Genomic DNA, 19,115 nt, shown 5'->3' with positions numbered 1-19,115 from the left:
CAAGCTTTTCCTTATGACTCAGGTTCTACAGTTAAGTTAATATTTTTTAATTCATTAATGACATCTTGCTCTTTTGGTAACGGAAACGTTCCGACCTGAGCAATAGCTCGCTTAGTTGCCGAGCACAAGCGGCTATCACCATCGAGTATATTCAAATTACCCACAATAGCACCATTGCCTGTTGGAATAAGGCGCAAGTTAACTTTGCAGGACTTTCCCCGATAGCTGTCCTCCAAAAGCAAGTTTTGTTCAATAAGCCCTTTGAAAATGGCACCATACTTTTGAGCTTCACTTTGAACATGCTGCTGGCGCGCTGAACTATTGTGCTCCGCTTCAGTCTCCAGACCAGAAAAAATATTATCCAGTGCAGCTTCTTGCTCTTTGCGCTCTTTTTCTATTCGCTCAAGACGCTGTTTTTCTTTGCGAGCTTTTTCTGCCGCCTCTTTGGCTGCCTTTTCTTTAGCAACCCGCTCTTTTTCTGCTTTTTGAGCCGCTTTTTCACGTGCGATACGTTCCTTCTCCGCTTTTGCGACCGCGGCTTCTTTGGCTTTACGCTCCGCTTCTAGCTTAGCGGCCCGCTCCTTTTCTTGGCGAACACGCAGCTCCTCCGCTTTACGCTCTTTTTCCTTTTGCTGTCTCACTTTCTCAGCTTCACGAGCGGCTTTTGCTTCACGGGCTTGCTGCTCTTTCAGCTTGCGGATACGTTCTTCTTCTGCTTTGCGACTCTTTTCTAATTGCTCACTTTCACGGCGCAATTTATCTAGGCGTTGTTGCTCTTTTTTTGCAGCGGCTTCTCTTTGGCTTCGTATTTGTTGGGCTTGCTGACGGACAAGACTGGGGTCAATCACTACCGCCTCAACCATTTTGCCTGATGGCTCTGGTTTAGACATAGTAAAATCGGTCCCCCATACAAGGGCCACCACCAACAATGCATGTAACAATACAGAGATAACTATCGACTTAGCGTAACCACTCTTTTTTTTCGGCTTACTATCTTTCATAACCAGAGCGCGCTTATTCCTTTATCTCGGTGAGTAAGCCAACCTTAGGGATCCCCGCTCGACTTAATTCATCTAAAACCAATACAACTTCTGCATACGGCGTCGCAGCATCACCACCAACAGCCACAGGAGAATCAGGCTTAAGTGAGAGTTCAGCCTTGATGCGAACAATGACGTCCTGCAATGAAAGTCCACGAGTAACCTCTTCATCATCAACGCTTACGCCAAGGTTACCCTCTCGATCGATCTCAACAATGATAAAACTTGCATCACTGTCACCCGCCAGCTCAGAGGCGGGTTTAGCGGTAGAAGTTTTGGGTAACTCAACATCCACACCTTGAGTGACAAAAGGTGACGTCACCATAAAGATGATAAGCAGAACCAACATAACGTCAATGTATGGAACGACGTTAATTTCTGCCGTCATTTTGCGTTTTTTAGGTTGATAACCAGCCATGATGTTAGCCCCCGCTGGCAGAATCACGACCAGCCATAGCTTGGCGGTGCAATATGCTATGAAATTCTTCAGAGAAAGTGGCATAGCTATGCTCTAACTTACCGACTTTGTTACTTAATCGGTTATAAGCCATAACAGCAGGAATTGCAGCAAACAAACCCATGGCAGTCGCAACCAGTGCCTCTGCAATACCTGGCGCAACCATAGCTAGGGTCGCTTGCTTGACTTCGCCCAAAGCAATAAAGGCATGCATAATACCCCACACGGTGCCGAATAAGCCGATATACGGACTAATAGAGCCAACAGTGGCAAGAAACGGCAAGTTAGTTTCCAACTCATCGACTTCACGAGCAACCGCGACTCGCATCGCACGGCCTGTACCTTCCATAATAAAATCAGGCGACTCCGAATTAGTTTTTCTTAAACGTGCAAATTCGGTGAAGCCCGAGTAAAAGATTTCCTCGGTCCCGCTAATATCGTCTTTGCGCTTTTTGGCATTTTGATAAAGAGCAGCCAGGTCAGCGCCTGACCAAAATTGATCCTCAAAAGTTTCAGCGCCTTTTGCAGCTTGAGACAAAACTTTACTGCGTTTAATGATCATCGCCCAAGAAACGATAGACATGCCCAACAACGTAAGCATCACTATTTTTACTAGCAGGCCTGCTTGAAGAAATAAATCAAGCATTGAAATATCAGCGGTCACTTTGAGTTAACTCCATAATAATGTTTTGAGGAAAAGCCAAAGGCTTCATTTTTTCGCTATCGATGCATGCTACCTTAACCATTGCTTTACACAATATATCTCCATCATGATTTACGATCTCCTGACAGAAGGTAACCGATGCTTTCTGAGCCTTTGCAACAGTCGCTTTAACGATTAAGCGATCCTCTAGACGGGCACCTTGTAAAAAGTCTATTTCCACATGTCGGACTACAAAAATAGTGTTTTGTTCCCTCAGGCTTGTTTGGCTGACACCAATATGAGTTAACCATTCAGAGCGGCAACGTTCGAAATACTTTAGATAATTGGCATGATAAGCCAGACCTCCTATGTCAGTATCTTCGTAATAGACAGTCACAGGGAGTTCAAATACAGGTTGGTTTATGTCCACGTTTTTCTCTTGGTCAGCATGATTAACGCTACTATACCTCACTCCAATACTGGTTAGGCAAGGAATAATGGCGTATTTTCATCGCATGAAACAAAAATAGCACGGCTGATCATATTAGTCGTGCCATCTGTTGAATAACTAAACTTGCTTAAGCAAGAAAAGTCAGAAAAACCTAGTCATAGTTAAATATGAAAGGATAGATACAGAAAAATAAGGGCTAAATAGAACTTGCCAGCACCAGTTTCTTGGCTTGAAACTCAAGCCAAACACCATACTCGAACACATGGCCCAAATCATGAGTGGCGAGACAACTGCATTGAATCCGCCAATTTGATCAGCATATAGTTTTGGATCCCACATAAGGAGGGCCACATGATAAAAACCAAGTATCAAAGATAAAGCTCTAAACAGAGCTTTATCCAACGGAGCATGCAGCTTAGCCACTTGCTCGCAAATACTATTCACTGTCTTTATCCATCATTTCAGTATGCTCCAACCAAAGCGCATTAATGATGCCAAATGCACAAGCCAGTAATACTCCCAAAATCCACGCGAAATACCACATAGTCTTTGCTCCTTAGTACAGTGAATCTTTGTTGTCTTCGATAAACTTATTATCTAGACGCCCGAACATTTTGTAGTATGTCCATGAGGTATAGCCAAGGATCACAGGAACCATGATAAAGGCAACGCCTGTCATTAAGTTGAGCGTCAGCTCAGACGAGGTCGCATCCCACATGGTTAAACTGTGGTTAGGCATTAAATCCGAGGGCATGATGAATGGGAACATAGCTAAGCCAGCCGTGAAAATAATGCCCGCGTTCCCTACACTTGAAGCAAAGAATGCAACTCCACCACGATCAAGACGTGAGGCAATCACAGTGATTAAGGACATAACCACTCCCAAGATTGGCGCAGCCCACATCAGTGGATATTGCTCAAAATTGTTCATCCACGCACCAGCCTCACGAACGACTTCTTTCGCTAATGGATTCGATGCCGCACCATGGTCCATTACGCTGGTAATCACATAACCTTCAATACTTTGAATCCAAAAGCCAGCAGCGACAAAAGCTGCAACCGTCAATAAACCCATGATCTGCGCAACACTGCGCGAACGAGCATGCACGGCATCCGTTGTTTTAAGTTGTAGCCAAGTTGCACCTTGCATAATGATCATAAACAAGCTGACTAAGCCACAAAGCAATGCAAATGGGTTGAGCAATTCAAAGAAAGATCCGTGGTATGTCGGCATTAAAAACTCTGTCAGTTGGAAAGGAACCCCTTGCAGCAGGTTACCAAAAGCCACACCGAAAATAACGGGAGGGACAAATCCACTGACTGAAATACAGACGTCCCATGTTGAACGCCATTTCTCGTCTTCAATTTTTGAGCGATACGCCAAGCCCAGTGGGCGGAGCCACAAAGCCGCCAGCGTAAGGATCATCGCAAGGTAAAAACCAGAAAAAGAGGTGGCATAGACTAATGGCCATGCTGCAAATAATGCACCACCAGCGGTAACAAGCCAAACTTGGTTACCTTCCCAGTGCGGAGCAATAGAGTTGATCATCACTCGTCTTTCACTGTCAGTTTTGCCAATTACAGGTACCAGCGCGCCAACACCCATATCAAAGCCATCCGTTACTGCGAAGCCGACCAGAAGAACACCGATCAAAACCCACCAGATAAGTCGTAAGATTTCATAATCAAACATATGTTTTTCTCCGTGCTTTACGCGTCAACTTGGCGGCTAACTTTATCTTCAACAGAATTGATATCCTGCTCAAAATGATAACGCCCCGTTTTTAAACTGCTTGGGCCTTTACGAGCAAATTTAAGCATTAGGTAAACTTCAGCAATCAAGAACACAGTATAAAGTGCTAAAATAGCAAACAAAGACGTCCAAATTTCCCCAGCAGTCAAAGCAGACGCAGCCACATCCACAGGAAGAATTTCCCCGACAGCCCAAGGCTGACGGCCAAACTCAGCAACAAACCAACCGGCTTCAATTGCTATCCAAGGTAGAGGGATACTCAGCAGAGCCGCTTTAAGAACCCATGGCTTCTGCTCAATTTTCTGACGACATGTTTGAACAAATGCAGCGCCAAAGACAAATAACATAATGAAGCCACAAGCAACCATGATTCTAAACGACCAGAACAGCGGCCATACGGTAGGAATCGAGTCATCAGCTGCGGCTTGAATCTGGTCTTCAGAGGCATCTACCACATTTTCTGTATAACGTTTAAGTAACAAGCCATAGCCCAAATCACCTTTAACTTCATCAAAGGCCGCTATGTTTTCTTCCGACTTGTCACCTTCACGCAGTTTTTCCAACAAACCATAGGCATACATACCATTACGGATTCTGTCCACGTGTTCTTCTCTCAAATCACGAAGCCCTGTAACTTGCTCATCAATAGAACGTGTCGCAATGATACCCATAACATAAGGGATCTTTATTGCGTAATCAGTATGCATTGTGTCTTGGTTAGGTAAGCCAAACAGAGTAAAAGAGGCAGGCGCAGGCTCTGTATGCCACTCAGCTTCAACCGCAGCCAGTTTTACCTTCTGCACTTCACCTAGTTCATAACCGGATTCATCACCGAGCACAATCACGGACAGAATTGACGCCATACCAAAGGATGCAGCTATCGCAAACGAACGACGAGCAAAAGCTATATCACGTCCTTTCAGCAAGTAATAACCACTAATACCCAGCACAAACATCGCACCAGTGGTGTAGCCAGAAGCAACAGTGTGAACGAACTTAACTTGAGCGACAGGGTTAAGGACCACTTCAGCAAAGCTCACCATTTCCATACGCATGGTTTCAAAGTTGAATTCTGCACCTACTGGGTTTTGCATCCACCCGTTTGCAACCAGAATCCAAAGAGCAGAGAAATTCGATCCAAGAGCTACTAACCAAGTGACGGCAAGGTGCTGTCGTTTGGTCAGTCGATCCCAACCAAAGAAGAACAGGCCAACAAAAGTTGATTCTAGGAAGAAAGCCACCAAAGCTTCAATGGCGAGCGGAGCCCCAAAAATATCGCCGACGTAGTGAGAATAATATGACCAGTTAGTACCAAACTGGAACTCCATGGTTAAACCCGTGGCAACGCCCAGAACAAAGTTTATCCCAAAAAGCTTACCCCAGAACTTAGTCATATCCTTATAAATTTGCTTGTCCGTCATTACGTACAAAGACTCCATAATGGCTAGTAGGAACGCCATACCGAGAGTCAATGGTACAAAGAGGAAGTGATACATCGCAGTCAGTGCAAACTGCAACCGCGACAGATCGACGACATCAATCATGTTTACTCCTTTGTGCCTATACTGACACTTTCTACATTTATGCAGCACAGTAAACATTGAGACGAGTGAGACAATGTTGCCAAAAAACAGCATGTTGTTGCAAAAATGTACCGTAACGGTTAGTTAATTGTTAAGCTTTAGCTAATATAGCTTGTGCTAATACTACTGCTAATAACCACCTCTTTCAAAAGGTTTGTTTTTAGGCTTAGCTTTGATTTACATCAAGTTTTGCTTGACATTCTTGCTCAAAAAACAATCAACCTGATCTACATCAATAGTTTACACGAGCTTTTGTTAACTTGCGGTTATTTTAGGCAGGAAGAGAATGTTTATGACAAACAAATGATTAACATCTGATAATTTTAAGTTACTTTTATGACATTATGAATATTCTATTATTGTGATAATTATCACAAATCAAGGCGAGCCAGCCACCAAACGACTGACCCTGGAAACTTATTTTTCAATACCGAAATGTAAATACGCTCTGTCAGTAGCAATGCGACCTCTGGGCGTTCTTTGTAAGTATCCTTGTTGAATCAAGTAAGGTTCTAAGACATCCTCTATGGTGTCTTTTTCTTCTCCGATTGCCGCAGCCATGTTATCCAAACCAACGGGACCACCAGCAAACTTCTCCATGATGGCAAGCAGCAATTTTCTGTCCATATAGTCAAAGCCTTGTACATCGACATCGAGCATATTCAATGCTTTATCAGCTATATCTGCACAAATATGACCATTACCTTTCACTTCTGCATAGTCTCGAACACGACGAAGTAAACGGTTAGCAATACGTGGGGTTCCTCGAGCTCGACGAGCGACTTCAAGCGCGCCTTCTTTTTCCATGGATAAACCGAGGCAGTCCGCACTGCGCTGAACAATATGCTGCAGATCAGCAACCTTGTAATACTCTAATCGCTGAGTGATACCAAAGCGGTCTCGTAAGGGCGAGGTCAAGGATCCTGCTCGTGTTGTCGCGCCGATTAAAGTGAAAGGCGGCAAATCAATTTTGATCGACCGAGCAGCGGGGCCCTCTCCAATCATGATATCAAGTTGATAGTCTTCCATGGCTGGATACAAGACTTCCTCAACCATAGGACTCAGCCGATGAATCTCATCAATAAAGAGAACGTCATTCTCCTCTAAATTAGTCAGTAATGCAGCCAAATCGCCAGCTTTCTCAAGAACTGGGCCCGACGTTGTACGAATATTAACACCCATTTCATTAGCCACAATATTTGCTAATGTGGTTTTTCCTAGCCCAGGCGGTCCGAAAATCAGCAGGTGATCCAAAGCTTCATGCCTAAGATTGGCCGCTTTGATAAAAATTTCCATTTGATCACGGACATGATCTTGCCCTTGGTAATCTGCCAGCTTTTTAGGGCGAATAGCCCTATCGATGACATCTTCATCTTTATAGACAGCGCTATCGGGGGCAATTAAGCGATCAGCTTCAATCATTAAACGTTCCTAACCCTGTACTAAACCATAGACTTTAGAGCTTCGCGGATAAGCTCTTCACTACTCATATCTTGAGTTTTTACTTGAGAGATCACCTTAGAAGCTTGAGTCGGTTTATAACCTAATGCAAGTAGTGCACTGACTGCTTCTTCTTCCGCATTATTCGAACTCGAACGCTCTATAGCATCAACAGGCGCTGCATCAGTGTGAGGCGTAAATAAATCACCCGCGCCCCATCCTTTGAGCCTATCTTTCATTTCTACTACCAAACGTTCAGCAGTCTTTTTACCAACACCTGGCAACTTCACAAGTGTCGAGATATCTTCGCGCTCTACACTGGATACAAATTGACTGGCGGTCATACCAGATAATATTCCCAATCCCAGTTTGGGTCCGACACCATTTGCTTTGATCACTTCTCTAAATAGAGCACGCTCTTTCACGGTATTGAAGCCATAAAGCAGTTGCGCATCTTCTCGCACAACAAAATGCGTATAGATAACGGCTTCTTCACCTATGTTTGGTAATTCATAGAAACAACTCATCGGCATTTGCACTTCATAGCCAATGCCATTGACTTCAATTAATAGCTCTGGGGGTTGCTTCTCTAATAAAATTCCACGCAAACGTCCAATCACAATCCATACTCTTTACTGGAGAATTTATGACAGAATAATAAAGAACTGGATAAACATCCAGTTCTTTATTTGTTGAATACTACAGAGTTAACGATATCGACCTCTCCGGGCACTCACCGCCTGTCCAGCCAGAGCCACCAAGGTTTTGTTGGTATTGGCATGGCATATTGCCGCGCCGAGTGCATCCGCTGCATCTGCTTGCGGTTTAGCGGGCAACTTCAAAATAGACTGAACCATGTGTTGAACTTGATCTTTATCAGCTCCACCCGTTCCTACTACAGCCTGTTTTATTAGGCGAGCGGCATATTCATATACTGGTAATTCGGCATTAACCGCCGCAACAATGGCACTGCCTCTCGCTTGACCAAGTTTCAATGCAGAGTCCGCATTTCTTGCCATAAAAACTTGTTCAATGGCAAAAACATCGGGTTGAAACTGGGTAATGATTTCGGTCACACCGGCATAAATTTGTTTAAGGCGTCCAGGTAAGTCTTTTTCTGAAGTTCGAATACAACCACTACCCAAATAATGCAGATGACGCCCTACTTGACGAATCACACCATAACCTGTGATACGAGAGCCTGGGTCGATACCCAAGATGATTGACATAATATCAATGAGACCTATTGGTTAAAACACTCGGTATAGTAGCCCAGCACAACCATATTAGCGAGGCTTCACCTTTATCGTTTGGTTAAAATAGCTTTGCTCGACAGAGCCTTTACTTCGACCTCAAACACATCAGTGCGTTGTACATTAAGCTTCTTGCCGCTCCAGTAATCATGCCAATCTACCGGCCTAGTCGACGTCAAACACATTGTCTGCTTACAGGCTTGGAAGTTAAACAGACAATGTAAATCATTTCTATCATTCATCCTTAAATAGGCATGATCGAGAGACAACGAAGAAAATCGAGCGGAATTTTGGTTGTGTTTATGACGTACAAAAAGACGAGACAAAGTACTTTTCGCAAAATGATTCAGTTGGGTCAGTGGATCGCCGGACATTAACACGCCTCCACACGCGAGCAGTGCATTGCGATGAAATTCAACATGTGTCTGTTCAAATGGGGCATTTGGCAAAGGAATTAAAGTGGCGTAACCTGGTGCTATCTGCCAAAGCCTTCTATGTTGCCAACTGCGAAAAAAAGCTTCACGAGCATCCTCGATAAAGCACTTATTATCGGAGTCTCGGAAACTAGAGACTCGCATTGCATCAACCATTCCCAGCGATGGCCACAGAGGTGCATTACAGCCTAAAATCAGAGCGTTGCCAACTCCATCATTGATGGCTTCCATTCCTAATCGATAAGCTTCCACTCCTGTGATCCCATCCTGCTGACGACAACCTCTTACCGAGCCCCAAAATAAGGCATCCAACTTAAACAGCTGGATACCCCACTCTTTTCGCATAGTAACCAATATGTGACTGAGATGCTCTTGAACATCTGGGTTAGTCGTATCTAGTATGTAACCGGATTTAGATCGCCCTCCTTCATAAGCGATATCCTCTACTCGGAGTAAAGAGCCGTCCGAGTGAGTGACCAACCAGTCATCACTATGATGACGAAAAACCTCTGACTCTTCGTGAACAACAAACGGCGCAAGCCAGAGTGCAGGTTTTTTCCCACAGCGCTTAATTTCCTTGGACAAGGATTTTATCCCAGAAGGAAATTGATCAGATGGAATAAGCCAGTCTCCTATACAAGCTTGATAACCCTCATCGATCATCACATAGTCGAGGCTTTCAAAGCCATCTTCAATTTGACTAAGGTTATCCTTTACAAAGCTCTCTGAGACATCAGGTGGATAGCAGCAAACTAAAGGAGCGTCTTTCTTCACCCCTTTTTTCTCGCTATGGTGGCAAGAAACAAGATGTGTGTACTCCGCAAAGAGCTCAGCCAAAGAATCTCCTTTTAAAATCGCGATAGATTCTAATTGATTGGATGACCAATCTTGCGGACACGTTTCTTCAGCGTCGATACAAATTTTAATCCATTGATGCTGCTCTACTTCGACTAATTCAAAATAGCCAGCAAAGCGATAACAAGAAGTGAAGCCAAACAAGGTATAACAAGTCGCCTCTTCTACCAGTAAATAGTTGTAATAACGTTTGGGTGACGAAGCGGAATAGAATTGATAAGGACTAGATTGATCTGAATGTGTCCCTACATCTTCAGGATTATCGACAGTTCCAGTTGTTTGGCTAGACATTTGAAACTCGTCACCAAGCAAGACGGCATTGTGATCAAACACAAATTCAGTGATCGCCAAAACGTAGCTACTACTGCAGGGATCATTGCTCAGCCCTTGGTAAACGAAGGTTACCTCGTTTGTGTCTACTTGTGCATGCAAGTTAATGTCTCTTACTCGCAGGTTATGGCCGTTCTCCAGCGTCACTGAAAACGACATACGGATTTCCCTTAGGTTTATGATGTTTCTTTATTTACATTAGGTTACTCCAATTTTTATGTCTATTTTTCAGTTTGAGACGTTCTGTTTTATCCTGAACTAAACTAGTTATAAGCAGTTATAAAACCAATCTGGGTGAGAGAGTGATCAAGTTTAAAAATCTACAACTATATGCTTTACTTATCATGAGCTTAATGTATGGCCGCTCCGTATTAGCTGAAGATGAACGTCTTAGGGTGTCGCAAGATCTTTGGCCACCTTATATAGTAAATTCTGCCTACGGTAGTGGTATTGCCTATGATCTAGTCACTGGCGCACTCGACGCTGCAGAACTTGAGTTCGACTATACGGTAAAACCTTGGTCTCGTGTGCTAAAAGAAACGTTGGGCGGACAAAATGATGTCATCATTGCTATCTGGAAAACAGAACAAAGGGAAAAAGATTATCTTTTAACGGATAGCTATATGAATAACCGAATGGTATTTGTTTCACGTAGCGATACTAAATTTGAATATGAGTCATTAGAAAGTTTAAAAGGGATGAGAGTGGCTCTTATTAACAATTATGCCTACGCGGGAAATTTACGCCAATACCCAGATATGATCCCTATCAACTCCCTCGATCTGACTAACAGTATACGACAAGTACTGACAGAGCGAGCAGATGTGCTAATCACCGACGAAGCGGTAGGAAGATGGGCAGTACAAGAGATGAGAGTTGGTAAGGGCAAACTGTACTTTAGTCGCAGTCATCTCGATTCCACACCGTTACACGCAGCGGTTCGAAGAGACCATCCACACGCTCAAGAAATTGTCTCTCAGCTCAATCAATACTTCAAAGACAACGCAAAAATCAGGCTCCAAGATATCAAAATTAAATATGGCTTAACTGATTAGGGAACCAAGTGCTTCCTCTATTAGCTCGCACTTGGTCATAGTTGCTTACGCCACTTCTGTGGGACCACCAAATGAAGTCACCGTTCCCACATATTTAACTTCGCTTAAAACACTAATACTTTGTTTAAACTGACTATTTATTTTTGAGTATCGAGCTATCTTTGATAGAATTTTATGGTAAGAATGAAGGCACTCATAAAACTCTAACTCATGATCATCAGAACTGACCATAGAACCCATTGACGGATAACATCGTAGATAAGGAGTTTTAAATGAATAGTGGTGTGATAGATATTCCTTGGCCACTCTTATTTCTGTTCTTTTCGACCTTAACAATTCCTCTTTTTATCAACCGTTACTTTAGGCTTCATATTGGGCGCGATATCGTCATTAGTATTGTCAGAATGACAATTCAACTGCTTATGGTAGGACTCTATTTAGAATACTTGTTCAATACTAACAACGCCGTAATAAACACAGTGTGGTTACTCGTTATGACCTTGATAGGGGCGAGCGCTATTATCAGTAAAGCGAACCTTCCCCATAAAAGATTGATCTACCCTGTGTCAGCCAGTTTGCTTATCGGCCTAATACCAATCCTAGCAGTATTATGCATAGTCATTATAAAGCCAGTGCCCCTCTTCAACGCTCAATACATAATACCTCTAGCAGGAATGTTGCTGGGTAACTCACTGAGCGGAAATATTGTGGGGTTACAAAACTTATTCACTACCATGGATTCACGTCGAGGAGAGTACGAAGCAGCGATTGCGCTTGGAGCTTCAGCTCGGTTTGCTACTCAATCTTTTGTCAGTGACGCAATAAGAAAATCATTAGCGCCAACTCTTGCATCAATGACAACGACAGGCTTAGTGACATTGCCTGGGATGATGACAGGTCAGATTTTAGGGGGGGCAAACCCGATTATAGCGATCAAATACCAGCTCTTGATCATGATCGCTATATTTGTCATGTTGTCGATATCCCTAAGTCTCACTTTGACACTCACGATTCGCTATTGCATCAACAAAGAAGGGAAGATATTGGTCAACTTCAAACACCAATAATAAGTATCGATGTTATCCACAGAATCTGTGGATAACCGTGTCATAGCTTTCAGGATAAGTTCTCGAGCTGAGCAATAAATATCCTGTATGTGCCATAAGCTCCAAGATAAGATTACCGCTAGGCATAGTGTTAGTCTTTAAGATAAATCATCCAGTACCATACGCCGACAAAAATACCGCCACCTATTATGTTTCCTATGGTAACAGGTATTAAATTATTCATTACAAAATTCACCAAATTCAAGTCTGCGTAATCAGACGGATTAACCCCTGTCATTTGCCAAAACTCTGAAGGTGCAAAGAATTTGATACCTATTGCCATGGGTACCTGAAACATATTTGCTATACAATGCTCAAATCCAGAAGAAACAAACATAGCCACTGGCAATATCATCACCGCAATTTTGTCAGTTAAAGTACGCCCACTAAATGTCATCCAAACGGCTATACATACTAATACGTTGCACATAATGCCTAGAGCGACGGCCGAGATAAAATCATGATGGAGTTTATGCTGTGAAATCGCCATTGCGTTGAGCCCAACTTGGCCACCATCAAACATGTATTGCTTGGTGAGCAACATGCATATAACTAAAAGCAAGGCTCCTATAAGATTACCGCTATAAACTATAAACCAGTTTTTAAACAGCATCTTCCAACTGATTTTGCCACTAGCGCGAGCAACCAGAGTCAATACTGAGCTGGTGAACAACTCTCCGCCTGTCACTACAACCAGTATCAAACCTAAACTAAATGCCAGTCCACCAATGAGCCTAGTCATACCCCATGGTAGATCAGCCGCTCCTGTGGTGACAATTGTGTAGAAGACAAAAGCAATACCAATGTGAATACCCGCTGAAATGGCTAACAGAAAAGACTTTATAGGGTCTTTGGTGACCTTAACAACACCAATTTCTACCGCACGTTCAGCCATTTGCGGGGGTAACAAAGAATCCAAATGGTTCAGGTTCATCATAAAACATTTTTTAATTTGTGGTTTTATGGCCGCGAATGATCACTGTTATCACTATAATTTTCAAGTGCTAATTTTCATCTCAAGAAATTAAATTATGTCATTTCGATACCGCGTTAAGACCAGCCTAACAGCACGAACAATCGAGAATGATACGATTTAACTTAATCACTACCGAGTTAAGCATGTAATATCAGGTAACAGATAACATTTCTTGCTAGCCAGCGTTGCCCTGTACCCCTACAGAGATTAAGGTTGCTGTGTAGCATGTTATGGAGAAGACAAATATGAAATATACAGCGGACAAAATGGCTGAACTAAACTTATTACTTCAGTTTGATATTCGAAGTGCAGCAACAGGGATAAAAGTACATCAAGATGCAACCGATGAGATACAGGCGGCGGTTGGCAGACTTTTTGATAAGGGGCTATGCACACAACCAGACGGGGGTTATCTCACTGACGAAGGCATTGAGGTTGCGGAACATGCAGATAAAGTACTCCGAGTACTCTCCAGCGAAATCGCCTAGTTCAATTAGCCATGTTACCCTCAGCATCGGTTGGCTTGTTCAACCGATGAATAATCGACTCGATATCAATCTTTTGTAAGCCTTGATTGAAAATCGTCTTCAGATCAATTCCTTTCGGTTCGTTACGAAAAGCAACATAGATTTGTTTGTTGTCCAATAGCCTAGTGTTCATTTGCAAATGCTGTCTTAAGAAAGCTTCCTGAGAGTCCTCACTGATCAAATGCTCTAGCACATTCGAATCTATTACTGCAGCATCTAACCGTCTTTTCGCTACCTTATGAATATTCTTAGTATCATTACTCGATGCCTCTACATCTAGCTCTCCATCTGCAACCATATCATCGAATTCTTTAGTATTGACGTACCCTTGAACAACACCGATACGAAGCGTTTTTAGATCGACTAATTTACTCCATGTTACTGGGAAATTAGAATTTTCGACTAAGCCCAGTGGCCCGCTACCAATCGAATCCGAAAAAACAAAGTCTTGGGTATCAAAGAAATACTCGGGGAAATATCCGATATATTTTTCTGATTTCGTGGCTAATGAAACCGCCCTCACCCAAGGCTCGAAATCTACGATTAGGTCATAGCCCATAGCAGAGAAAGCCTCACGAGCAATGGCAATAGAATAGCCATTTTCACGTAAGTTCTCCCCCGAGTAAGGAGGCCAATCTAAAGACGTCATATATACCTTGTTGCTAGCCGAGACTAGAACAGGTATGAACCCAAGCCAACACAGCAAAAGCCACTTCATCCAATCCCAACAATGTGTCCCCAGTTATACATCTATTAATAATAGAGTTAATGATGTTTAGCCACAGCGGAGCGATGTCTCATCTATGAGACGTAGAGCCCAAAAAACTATGGTTGATTATTTATTGGATCTCTTAGATAGTAATCAAACTAGGCCGAGACTATGACGAGATAAGTATGAAAGACATATTAATTATTGGTGGTGGGTGGCTAGGTAAACCACTCGCTCACTATCTACAAACGATTGGCCATAGAGTAGCGGTTAGCCGAACCACCGAAGCTGGTGTCTCTGAAATCAATGATTTACTTCTTACTGGTACATTAATCGACCTAAAAAGTGATGTAAACACCATCACGAGTAGCATTAAAAGCGCTCAACCAGATCTTGTTATTGGCTGTTTTCCACCAGGATTTAGATCCGGTGATGGAGAAAAATACACCCGATACTGGGATAAACTGGTTAAAGCATGTCAATCAGCACATGTGGAAAAAATCATAATGGTTAGCTCGACCGGCGTTTATCCTGATGTTGCAAAGGCCATGACAGAAGACGATGCCTATCTGTCTATCGCCTCACACAACAAGGATTTCACTCTAAAGTCCAAGATTATGCTTCAAGCAGAGCAATATGTAATTGACTCAGGCATAAAATACGCAATTGTTCGTTGTAGTGGCCTTGTGGGTCCAGATCGCCACCCTAGCCGCTTTGTTGGTAAAATGAAACAAGTTAGCTCAAGTGCACCAGCAAACATGTTGCATCTTACTGATGCAATTGGCGTGGTCAGTTTCATGTCTACATTAACGTCAAACGCCGTTGTTAACGCCACAACGCCTAATACCGTCAGTAAAGCTGAGTTTTACCAAGCCGCTCTGGATAGTGTTCAATCTAAGCACCCGTTGCCCCCCGTAGTCCAACAAGATGATAAGCGTATTAGCTCAACTCACGTAGAAGAGCTAGGATACAAATTTCACTATCAGCACACGTTGGAGCTAGTCTAAGAGCATGCTCACTACACCACTAAAGAAAAGGTATTTATTAGTCAAATTAAAAAAGCCAGAGTACTGAGCACCCTGGCTTAAGATTGCTTTTCACAGACTTAATGAACAGCGACTTCTTTCTGGCTCATATACTTGAATTTGAGCTGATCTTTTCTCAAGTCGACCTTCACTGTCCCACCATCAACTAGAGCACCAAACAAGAGTTCGTTTGCAAGCGGCTTTTTGAGCTGTTCCTGAATAACGCGCCCCATTGGTCTTGCTCCCATCGCCTTGTCATAACCTTTAAGAGCCAGCCAATGGCGAGCTTTATCTGAAACTTCGAGCGAAACACCTCTTGCATCCAACTGTGCCTGCAGTTCAACAATAAACTTATCAACCACTTGATGAATGACATTCTCATCCAAGCTATTGAACCAAATTACATTATCTAATCGGTTGCGGAACTCAGGTGTAAATACTTTTTTAATCTCCGACATCGCATCATGACTGTGATCTTGCTGGATCAGACCAATCGATTTTTTGACTGTCTCCTGAACACCCGCATTAGTTGTCATCACTAAAATAACGTTACGGAAATCCGCTTTACGGCCATTGTTATCCGTGAGCGTACCGTTATCCATAACCTGCAACAACAGATTAAAAATGTCTGGGTGAGCTTTTTCTATTTCATCCAACAGAACAACAGAGTGTGGGTGTTTGATAACTGCATCGGTCAATAAACCACCTTGATCGTAACCAACGTAACCAGGAGGTGCGCCAATTAATCGGCTAACAGAGTGCCTCTCACCGTACTCAGACATGTCAAAGCGCAATAGCTCGATACCCATTAGTTTTGAAAGCTGAAGCGTTACTTCAGTCTTACCAACGCCTGTGGGCCCAGCAAACAAGAAAGAACCGACGGGTTTATTATCGGCGCCCAGTCCTGCTCTAGTCAGTTTAATAGCCTCGCTTAAGACATCAATAGCATCGTCTTGACCAAAAACCAACATCTTCATCTTATCATCAAGATTTTGCAGGATTTCTTTATCGGAAGAAGATACTGACTTCTCTGGAATACGTGCCATTTTGGCAACCATAGCTTCGATGTCAGCGACCCCGACGGTTTTCTTGCGACGGCTTGCCGGGGCAAGGCGATGACGCGCACCAGCCTCGTCAATCACATCAATGGCTTTGTCAGGTAAATGACGCTCATTGATGTATTTTGCAGAAAGCTCAACAGCAGCGCGAAGTGCCTTATTGGTGTAACGAACCTCATGGTGTGCTTCATATTTAGGCTTGAGCCCCATTAAGATTTTCGTCGTGTCGTCAAGTGATGGTTCAACAATATCTATTTTTTGGAAACGACGTGAGAGAGCTCGCTCCTTGTCGAAAATATTGCTGTATTCCTGATAGGTTGTAGAACCTATACAACGTAATTTGCCACTACTTAGCAGGGGTTTTATCAGATTTGCCGCATCGACCTGACCGCCTGAAGCTGCACCAGCCCCGATGATGGTATGAATCTCGTCGATGAACAGTATGGCATCGTCCTCTTTTTCCAACTGTTTGAGAATTGCTTTAAAACGTTTCTCAAAATCACCTCGATATTTGGTACCCGCAAGTAAGGATCCGATATCCAGAGAATAAATAACGCTTTGTTTTATGATTTCAGGAACTTGCCCTTCAACAATTCTCCAAGCCAGTCCTTCAGCGATAGCCGTTTTACCAACACCAGCCTCGCCAACTAATAGAGGATTGTTTTTACGACGACGACATAGAACTTGTATTGTCCTCTCAAGCTCTTTGTCTCGACCAATTAGAGGATCAATTTGACCCTGTTTAGCCAGCAAATTGAGGTTAGATGCAAAGCTTTCTAGACGCTCTTCGGATCCCGACTCCTCAGCACTATCGTTACTGCTGTATGAATCAGAAGAAGATGAATCGTCGCTTGAGCTAGACGCTTTAGTAATACCATGAGAAATGAAGTTAACGATATCGAGGCGACTAATGTCATTCTTCTTCATTAAATAAGCTGCGTGAGATTCTTGCTCACTAAAAATGGCAACCAGAACATTGGCACCTGTCACTTCACTTCGACCAGATGATTGAACGTGAAATACTGCACGCTGCAGGACACGCTGAAAACTCAGTGTTGGTTGCGTTTCTCTTGTTTCATCATTTTCTGGTATCAATGGTGTCGTTTGATCGATAAAGATATCTAACTCATTCCTTAGCGAGTCAATATCCGCCTGACAGGCCAGCAAAGCCTCTCTGGCCGCATCATTTTCTAACAATGCTAGCAGGAGGTGCTCGACAGTCATGAACTCATGTCGCTTGTCTCTAGCACGAGAGAATGCGCCATTAAGACTCGACTCTAACTCTTTATTCAACATAAGTACCTCCTTAGCAGCAACTTAAATTGCTTGGTTAAGCTCTACACTTGCTCCATTGTACAAAGCAAGGGATGCTCGTTTTCCTGAGAATACATTGTAACTTGCGCTACTTTTGTCTCTGCGACCTCTGCAGTATATGTGCCACAAATCGCTTTACCTTCGTAATGCACTTTGAGCATTACTTGTGTCGCTCTGTCTATATCCATCGAAAAAAAGCGCTCTAGGATCTCAATTACAAAGTCCATCGGGGTGTAATCGTCGTTGTTTAGAACGACATTGTACCGAGATGGTGGCGACACTTTAGTCTTTTCAATCTCCAGTAAATCGTGGTCTGGAGAAACCCATTCAAATTGCTTGCTCATGACTCTTCGTGTTTAAAACAACGTCCCTTTCATATGATTTTAACACTTCAATGCGTTTTATATGTAGATCTATCTCTTATAGTGCGGCCAAATTGAGCAAAGCAAATTTACGCCCTTACTTAGAGACTAATGCAGCAATTGTATCGCTGCAAATAAAAGATTTGTATCTGGCTGAATTATCTATCTAATTGATTAAAAAGAAACCAAAAACCCTTTTCTTTATTATATAGTACTGGTCGCAGTGTGAAAATAATTGCAAGAACGTAAACGATAAAGGTGACTTGTTTACAAATATGCACAGTTCAAGCAATTTTCACTATTGACTGCTCCCAAGCATTGACTACATTGGTCACATAGTGACTGGAAATTTAGCAGCGGCTGAATGGTTATTCACTGTTATGTTTACACACGGATTGTTCGTGTAATCACACAACGTTAGTAACAATATGCATGAGGGATGTATAGCATGGCTACAGGTACAGTAAAATGGTTTAACAACGCCAAAGGATTTGGTTTTATCTGTCCAGAAGGAGAAGATGGAGATGTATTCGCCCATTATTCAACTATCAAAATGGACGGGTATCGTACACTGAAAGCGGGCCAACAAGTAACATTTGAAGTGGAGGAAGGGCCAAAAGGATACCACGCAAGTTCAGTGGTTCCCGTGGAAGCCCAAGCCGTTAAATAATTCGCTGCTAGATTTCACCATCCGGTACTCAAGGTACCAAATACAAAAAACCGCCGCTAATTCGGCGGTTTCAA

21 protein-coding genes are annotated in these 19,115 nt (G+C 43.0%); 5 read left to right on the top strand and 16 right to left on the bottom strand.

Annotated features, from left to right (window positions below; genetic code table 11):
• Nucleotides 1-11: 11 nt before the first annotated feature.
• The 12 genes from tolA to DPF90_RS15050 form a co-directional block, all read right to left on the bottom strand.
• The gene (tolA, locus tag DPF90_RS15105) at nt 12-1,001 is read right to left on the bottom strand and encodes a cell envelope integrity protein TolA (RefSeq protein ID WP_114787165.1); all 990 of its coding nucleotides are present in this window, start codon (nt 999-1,001) and stop codon (nt 12-14) included.
• A 13-nt stretch (nt 1,002-1,014) separates the two neighbouring features.
• Nucleotides 1,015-1,458 (bottom strand): ExbD/TolR family protein, encoded by a 444-nt coding sequence (locus DPF90_RS15100; RefSeq protein ID WP_114787164.1) that lies wholly within the window; start codon nt 1,456-1,458, stop codon nt 1,015-1,017.
• Nucleotides 1,459-1,462: 4 nt separating this feature from the next.
• The gene (gene tolQ, locus DPF90_RS15095) at nt 1,463-2,161 is read right to left on the bottom strand and encodes a protein TolQ (RefSeq protein ID WP_114787163.1); all 699 of its coding nucleotides are present in this window, start codon (nt 2,159-2,161) and stop codon (nt 1,463-1,465) included.
• Nucleotides 2,151-2,570: a tol-pal system-associated acyl-CoA thioesterase gene (gene ybgC / locus DPF90_RS15090; protein WP_114787162.1), complete on the bottom strand. Its 420-nt coding sequence runs from the start codon at nt 2,568-2,570 to the stop codon at nt 2,151-2,153. Before ybgC ends, tolQ begins: the two co-directional genes overlap by 11 nt.
• Nucleotides 2,571-2,732: 162 nt before the next feature.
• Nucleotides 2,733-3,035: a cyd operon protein YbgE gene (gene ybgE / locus DPF90_RS15085; RefSeq protein WP_114787161.1), complete on the bottom strand. Its 303-nt coding sequence runs from the start codon at nt 3,033-3,035 to the stop codon at nt 2,733-2,735.
• On the bottom strand, nt 3,028-3,135 hold the full coding sequence (cydX, locus tag DPF90_RS15080) for a cytochrome bd-I oxidase subunit CydX (protein ID WP_000270285.1): 108 nt from the start codon (nt 3,133-3,135) through the stop codon (nt 3,028-3,030). Before cydX ends, ybgE begins: the two co-directional genes overlap by 8 nt.
• Before the next feature lie 12 nt (nt 3,136-3,147).
• Nucleotides 3,148-4,284: a cytochrome d ubiquinol oxidase subunit II gene (gene cydB / locus DPF90_RS15075; RefSeq protein WP_114787160.1), complete on the bottom strand. Its 1,137-nt coding sequence runs from the start codon at nt 4,282-4,284 to the stop codon at nt 3,148-3,150.
• Between the two features lie 17 nt (nt 4,285-4,301).
• Nucleotides 4,302-5,888 carry a cytochrome ubiquinol oxidase subunit I gene (gene cydA, locus DPF90_RS15070; protein WP_114787159.1) on the bottom strand — a complete coding sequence of 529 codons (1,587 nt, stop codon included), beginning with the start codon at nt 5,886-5,888 and terminating at the stop codon, nt 4,302-4,304.
• 456 nt (nt 5,889-6,344) lie between these two features.
• A complete protein-coding gene (ruvB, locus tag DPF90_RS15065) occupies nt 6,345-7,349 on the bottom strand; it encodes a Holliday junction branch migration DNA helicase RuvB (RefSeq protein ID WP_114787158.1) in 1,005 nt (334 codons plus the stop codon).
• Nucleotides 7,350-7,369: 20 nt separating this feature from the next.
• Nucleotides 7,370-7,987, bottom strand: coding sequence for a Holliday junction branch migration protein RuvA (gene ruvA / locus DPF90_RS15060; RefSeq protein WP_114787157.1), 618 nt, complete (start codon nt 7,985-7,987; stop codon nt 7,370-7,372).
• An 87-nt stretch (nt 7,988-8,074) separates the two neighbouring features.
• Nucleotides 8,075-8,596, bottom strand: a complete 522-nt coding sequence (gene ruvC / locus DPF90_RS15055; protein WP_114787156.1) for a crossover junction endodeoxyribonuclease RuvC — start codon at nt 8,594-8,596, stop codon at nt 8,075-8,077.
• Between the two features lie 74 nt (nt 8,597-8,670).
• Nucleotides 8,671-10,398 carry a glycoside hydrolase family 36 protein gene (locus tag DPF90_RS15050; protein ID WP_114787155.1) on the bottom strand — a complete coding sequence of 576 codons (1,728 nt, stop codon included), beginning with the start codon at nt 10,396-10,398 and terminating at the stop codon, nt 8,671-8,673.
• 143 nt (nt 10,399-10,541) lie between these two features.
• Here DPF90_RS15050 and DPF90_RS15045 point away from each other — a divergent pair, with 143 nt between their 5' ends.
• Nucleotides 10,542-11,294, top strand: coding sequence for a substrate-binding periplasmic protein (locus tag DPF90_RS15045; protein WP_240314529.1), 753 nt, complete (start codon nt 10,542-10,544; stop codon nt 11,292-11,294).
• 272 nt (nt 11,295-11,566) lie between these two features.
• Entirely contained in the window at nt 11,567-12,361 is a 795-nt protein-coding gene (locus DPF90_RS15035; protein WP_114787153.1) for an ABC transporter permease, read from the top strand.
• 130 nt (nt 12,362-12,491) lie between these two features.
• Here DPF90_RS15035 and focA read toward each other — a convergent pair whose 3' ends face one another.
• Nucleotides 12,492-13,334: a formate transporter FocA gene (focA, locus tag DPF90_RS15030; protein WP_114787152.1), complete on the bottom strand. Its 843-nt coding sequence runs from the start codon at nt 13,332-13,334 to the stop codon at nt 12,492-12,494.
• 287 nt (nt 13,335-13,621) lie between these two features.
• Here focA and DPF90_RS15025 point away from each other — a divergent pair, with 287 nt between their 5' ends.
• Nucleotides 13,622-13,864: a TIGR02647 family protein gene (locus DPF90_RS15025; protein WP_114787151.1), complete on the top strand. Its 243-nt coding sequence runs from the start codon at nt 13,622-13,624 to the stop codon at nt 13,862-13,864.
• A 1-nt stretch (nt 13,865) separates the two neighbouring features.
• On the opposite strand, the gene DPF90_RS15020 is transcribed toward DPF90_RS15025, so the two are convergent.
• A complete protein-coding gene (locus DPF90_RS15020) occupies nt 13,866-14,552 on the bottom strand; it encodes a substrate-binding periplasmic protein (protein WP_420855773.1) in 687 nt (228 codons plus the stop codon).
• 245 nt (nt 14,553-14,797) lie between these two features.
• On the opposite strand from DPF90_RS15020, the gene DPF90_RS15015 reads away from it, so the two are divergent.
• Nucleotides 14,798-15,619, top strand: coding sequence for an NAD-dependent epimerase/dehydratase family protein (locus DPF90_RS15015; protein ID WP_114787149.1), 822 nt, complete (start codon nt 14,798-14,800; stop codon nt 15,617-15,619).
• Nucleotides 15,620-15,717: 98 nt separating this feature from the next.
• Here the strand turns inward: DPF90_RS15015 and clpA are convergent, their stop codons facing one another.
• Nucleotides 15,718-17,991 carry an ATP-dependent Clp protease ATP-binding subunit ClpA gene (gene clpA, locus DPF90_RS15010; protein WP_114787148.1) on the bottom strand — a complete coding sequence of 758 codons (2,274 nt, stop codon included), beginning with the start codon at nt 17,989-17,991 and terminating at the stop codon, nt 15,718-15,720.
• A 41-nt stretch (nt 17,992-18,032) separates the two neighbouring features.
• Nucleotides 18,033-18,353, bottom strand: a complete 321-nt coding sequence (clpS, locus tag DPF90_RS15005) for an ATP-dependent Clp protease adapter ClpS (RefSeq protein ID WP_114787147.1) — start codon at nt 18,351-18,353, stop codon at nt 18,033-18,035.
• Between the two features lie 466 nt (nt 18,354-18,819).
• Here clpS and cspD point away from each other — a divergent pair, with 466 nt between their 5' ends.
• Complete coding sequence (cspD, locus tag DPF90_RS15000; protein WP_114787146.1) at nt 18,820-19,041, top strand: cold shock domain-containing protein CspD; 222 nt, start codon at nt 18,820-18,822, stop codon at nt 19,039-19,041.
• The last annotated feature ends 74 nt before the right edge of the window (nt 19,042-19,115 follow it).

It is taken from the genome of Vibrio tetraodonis (assembly GCF_003350295.1).
Classification (GTDB): domain Bacteria; phylum Pseudomonadota; class Gammaproteobacteria; order Enterobacterales; family Vibrionaceae; genus Vibrio; species Vibrio tetraodonis.
This window is presented reverse-complemented; position numbering and strand designations above follow the sequence as displayed.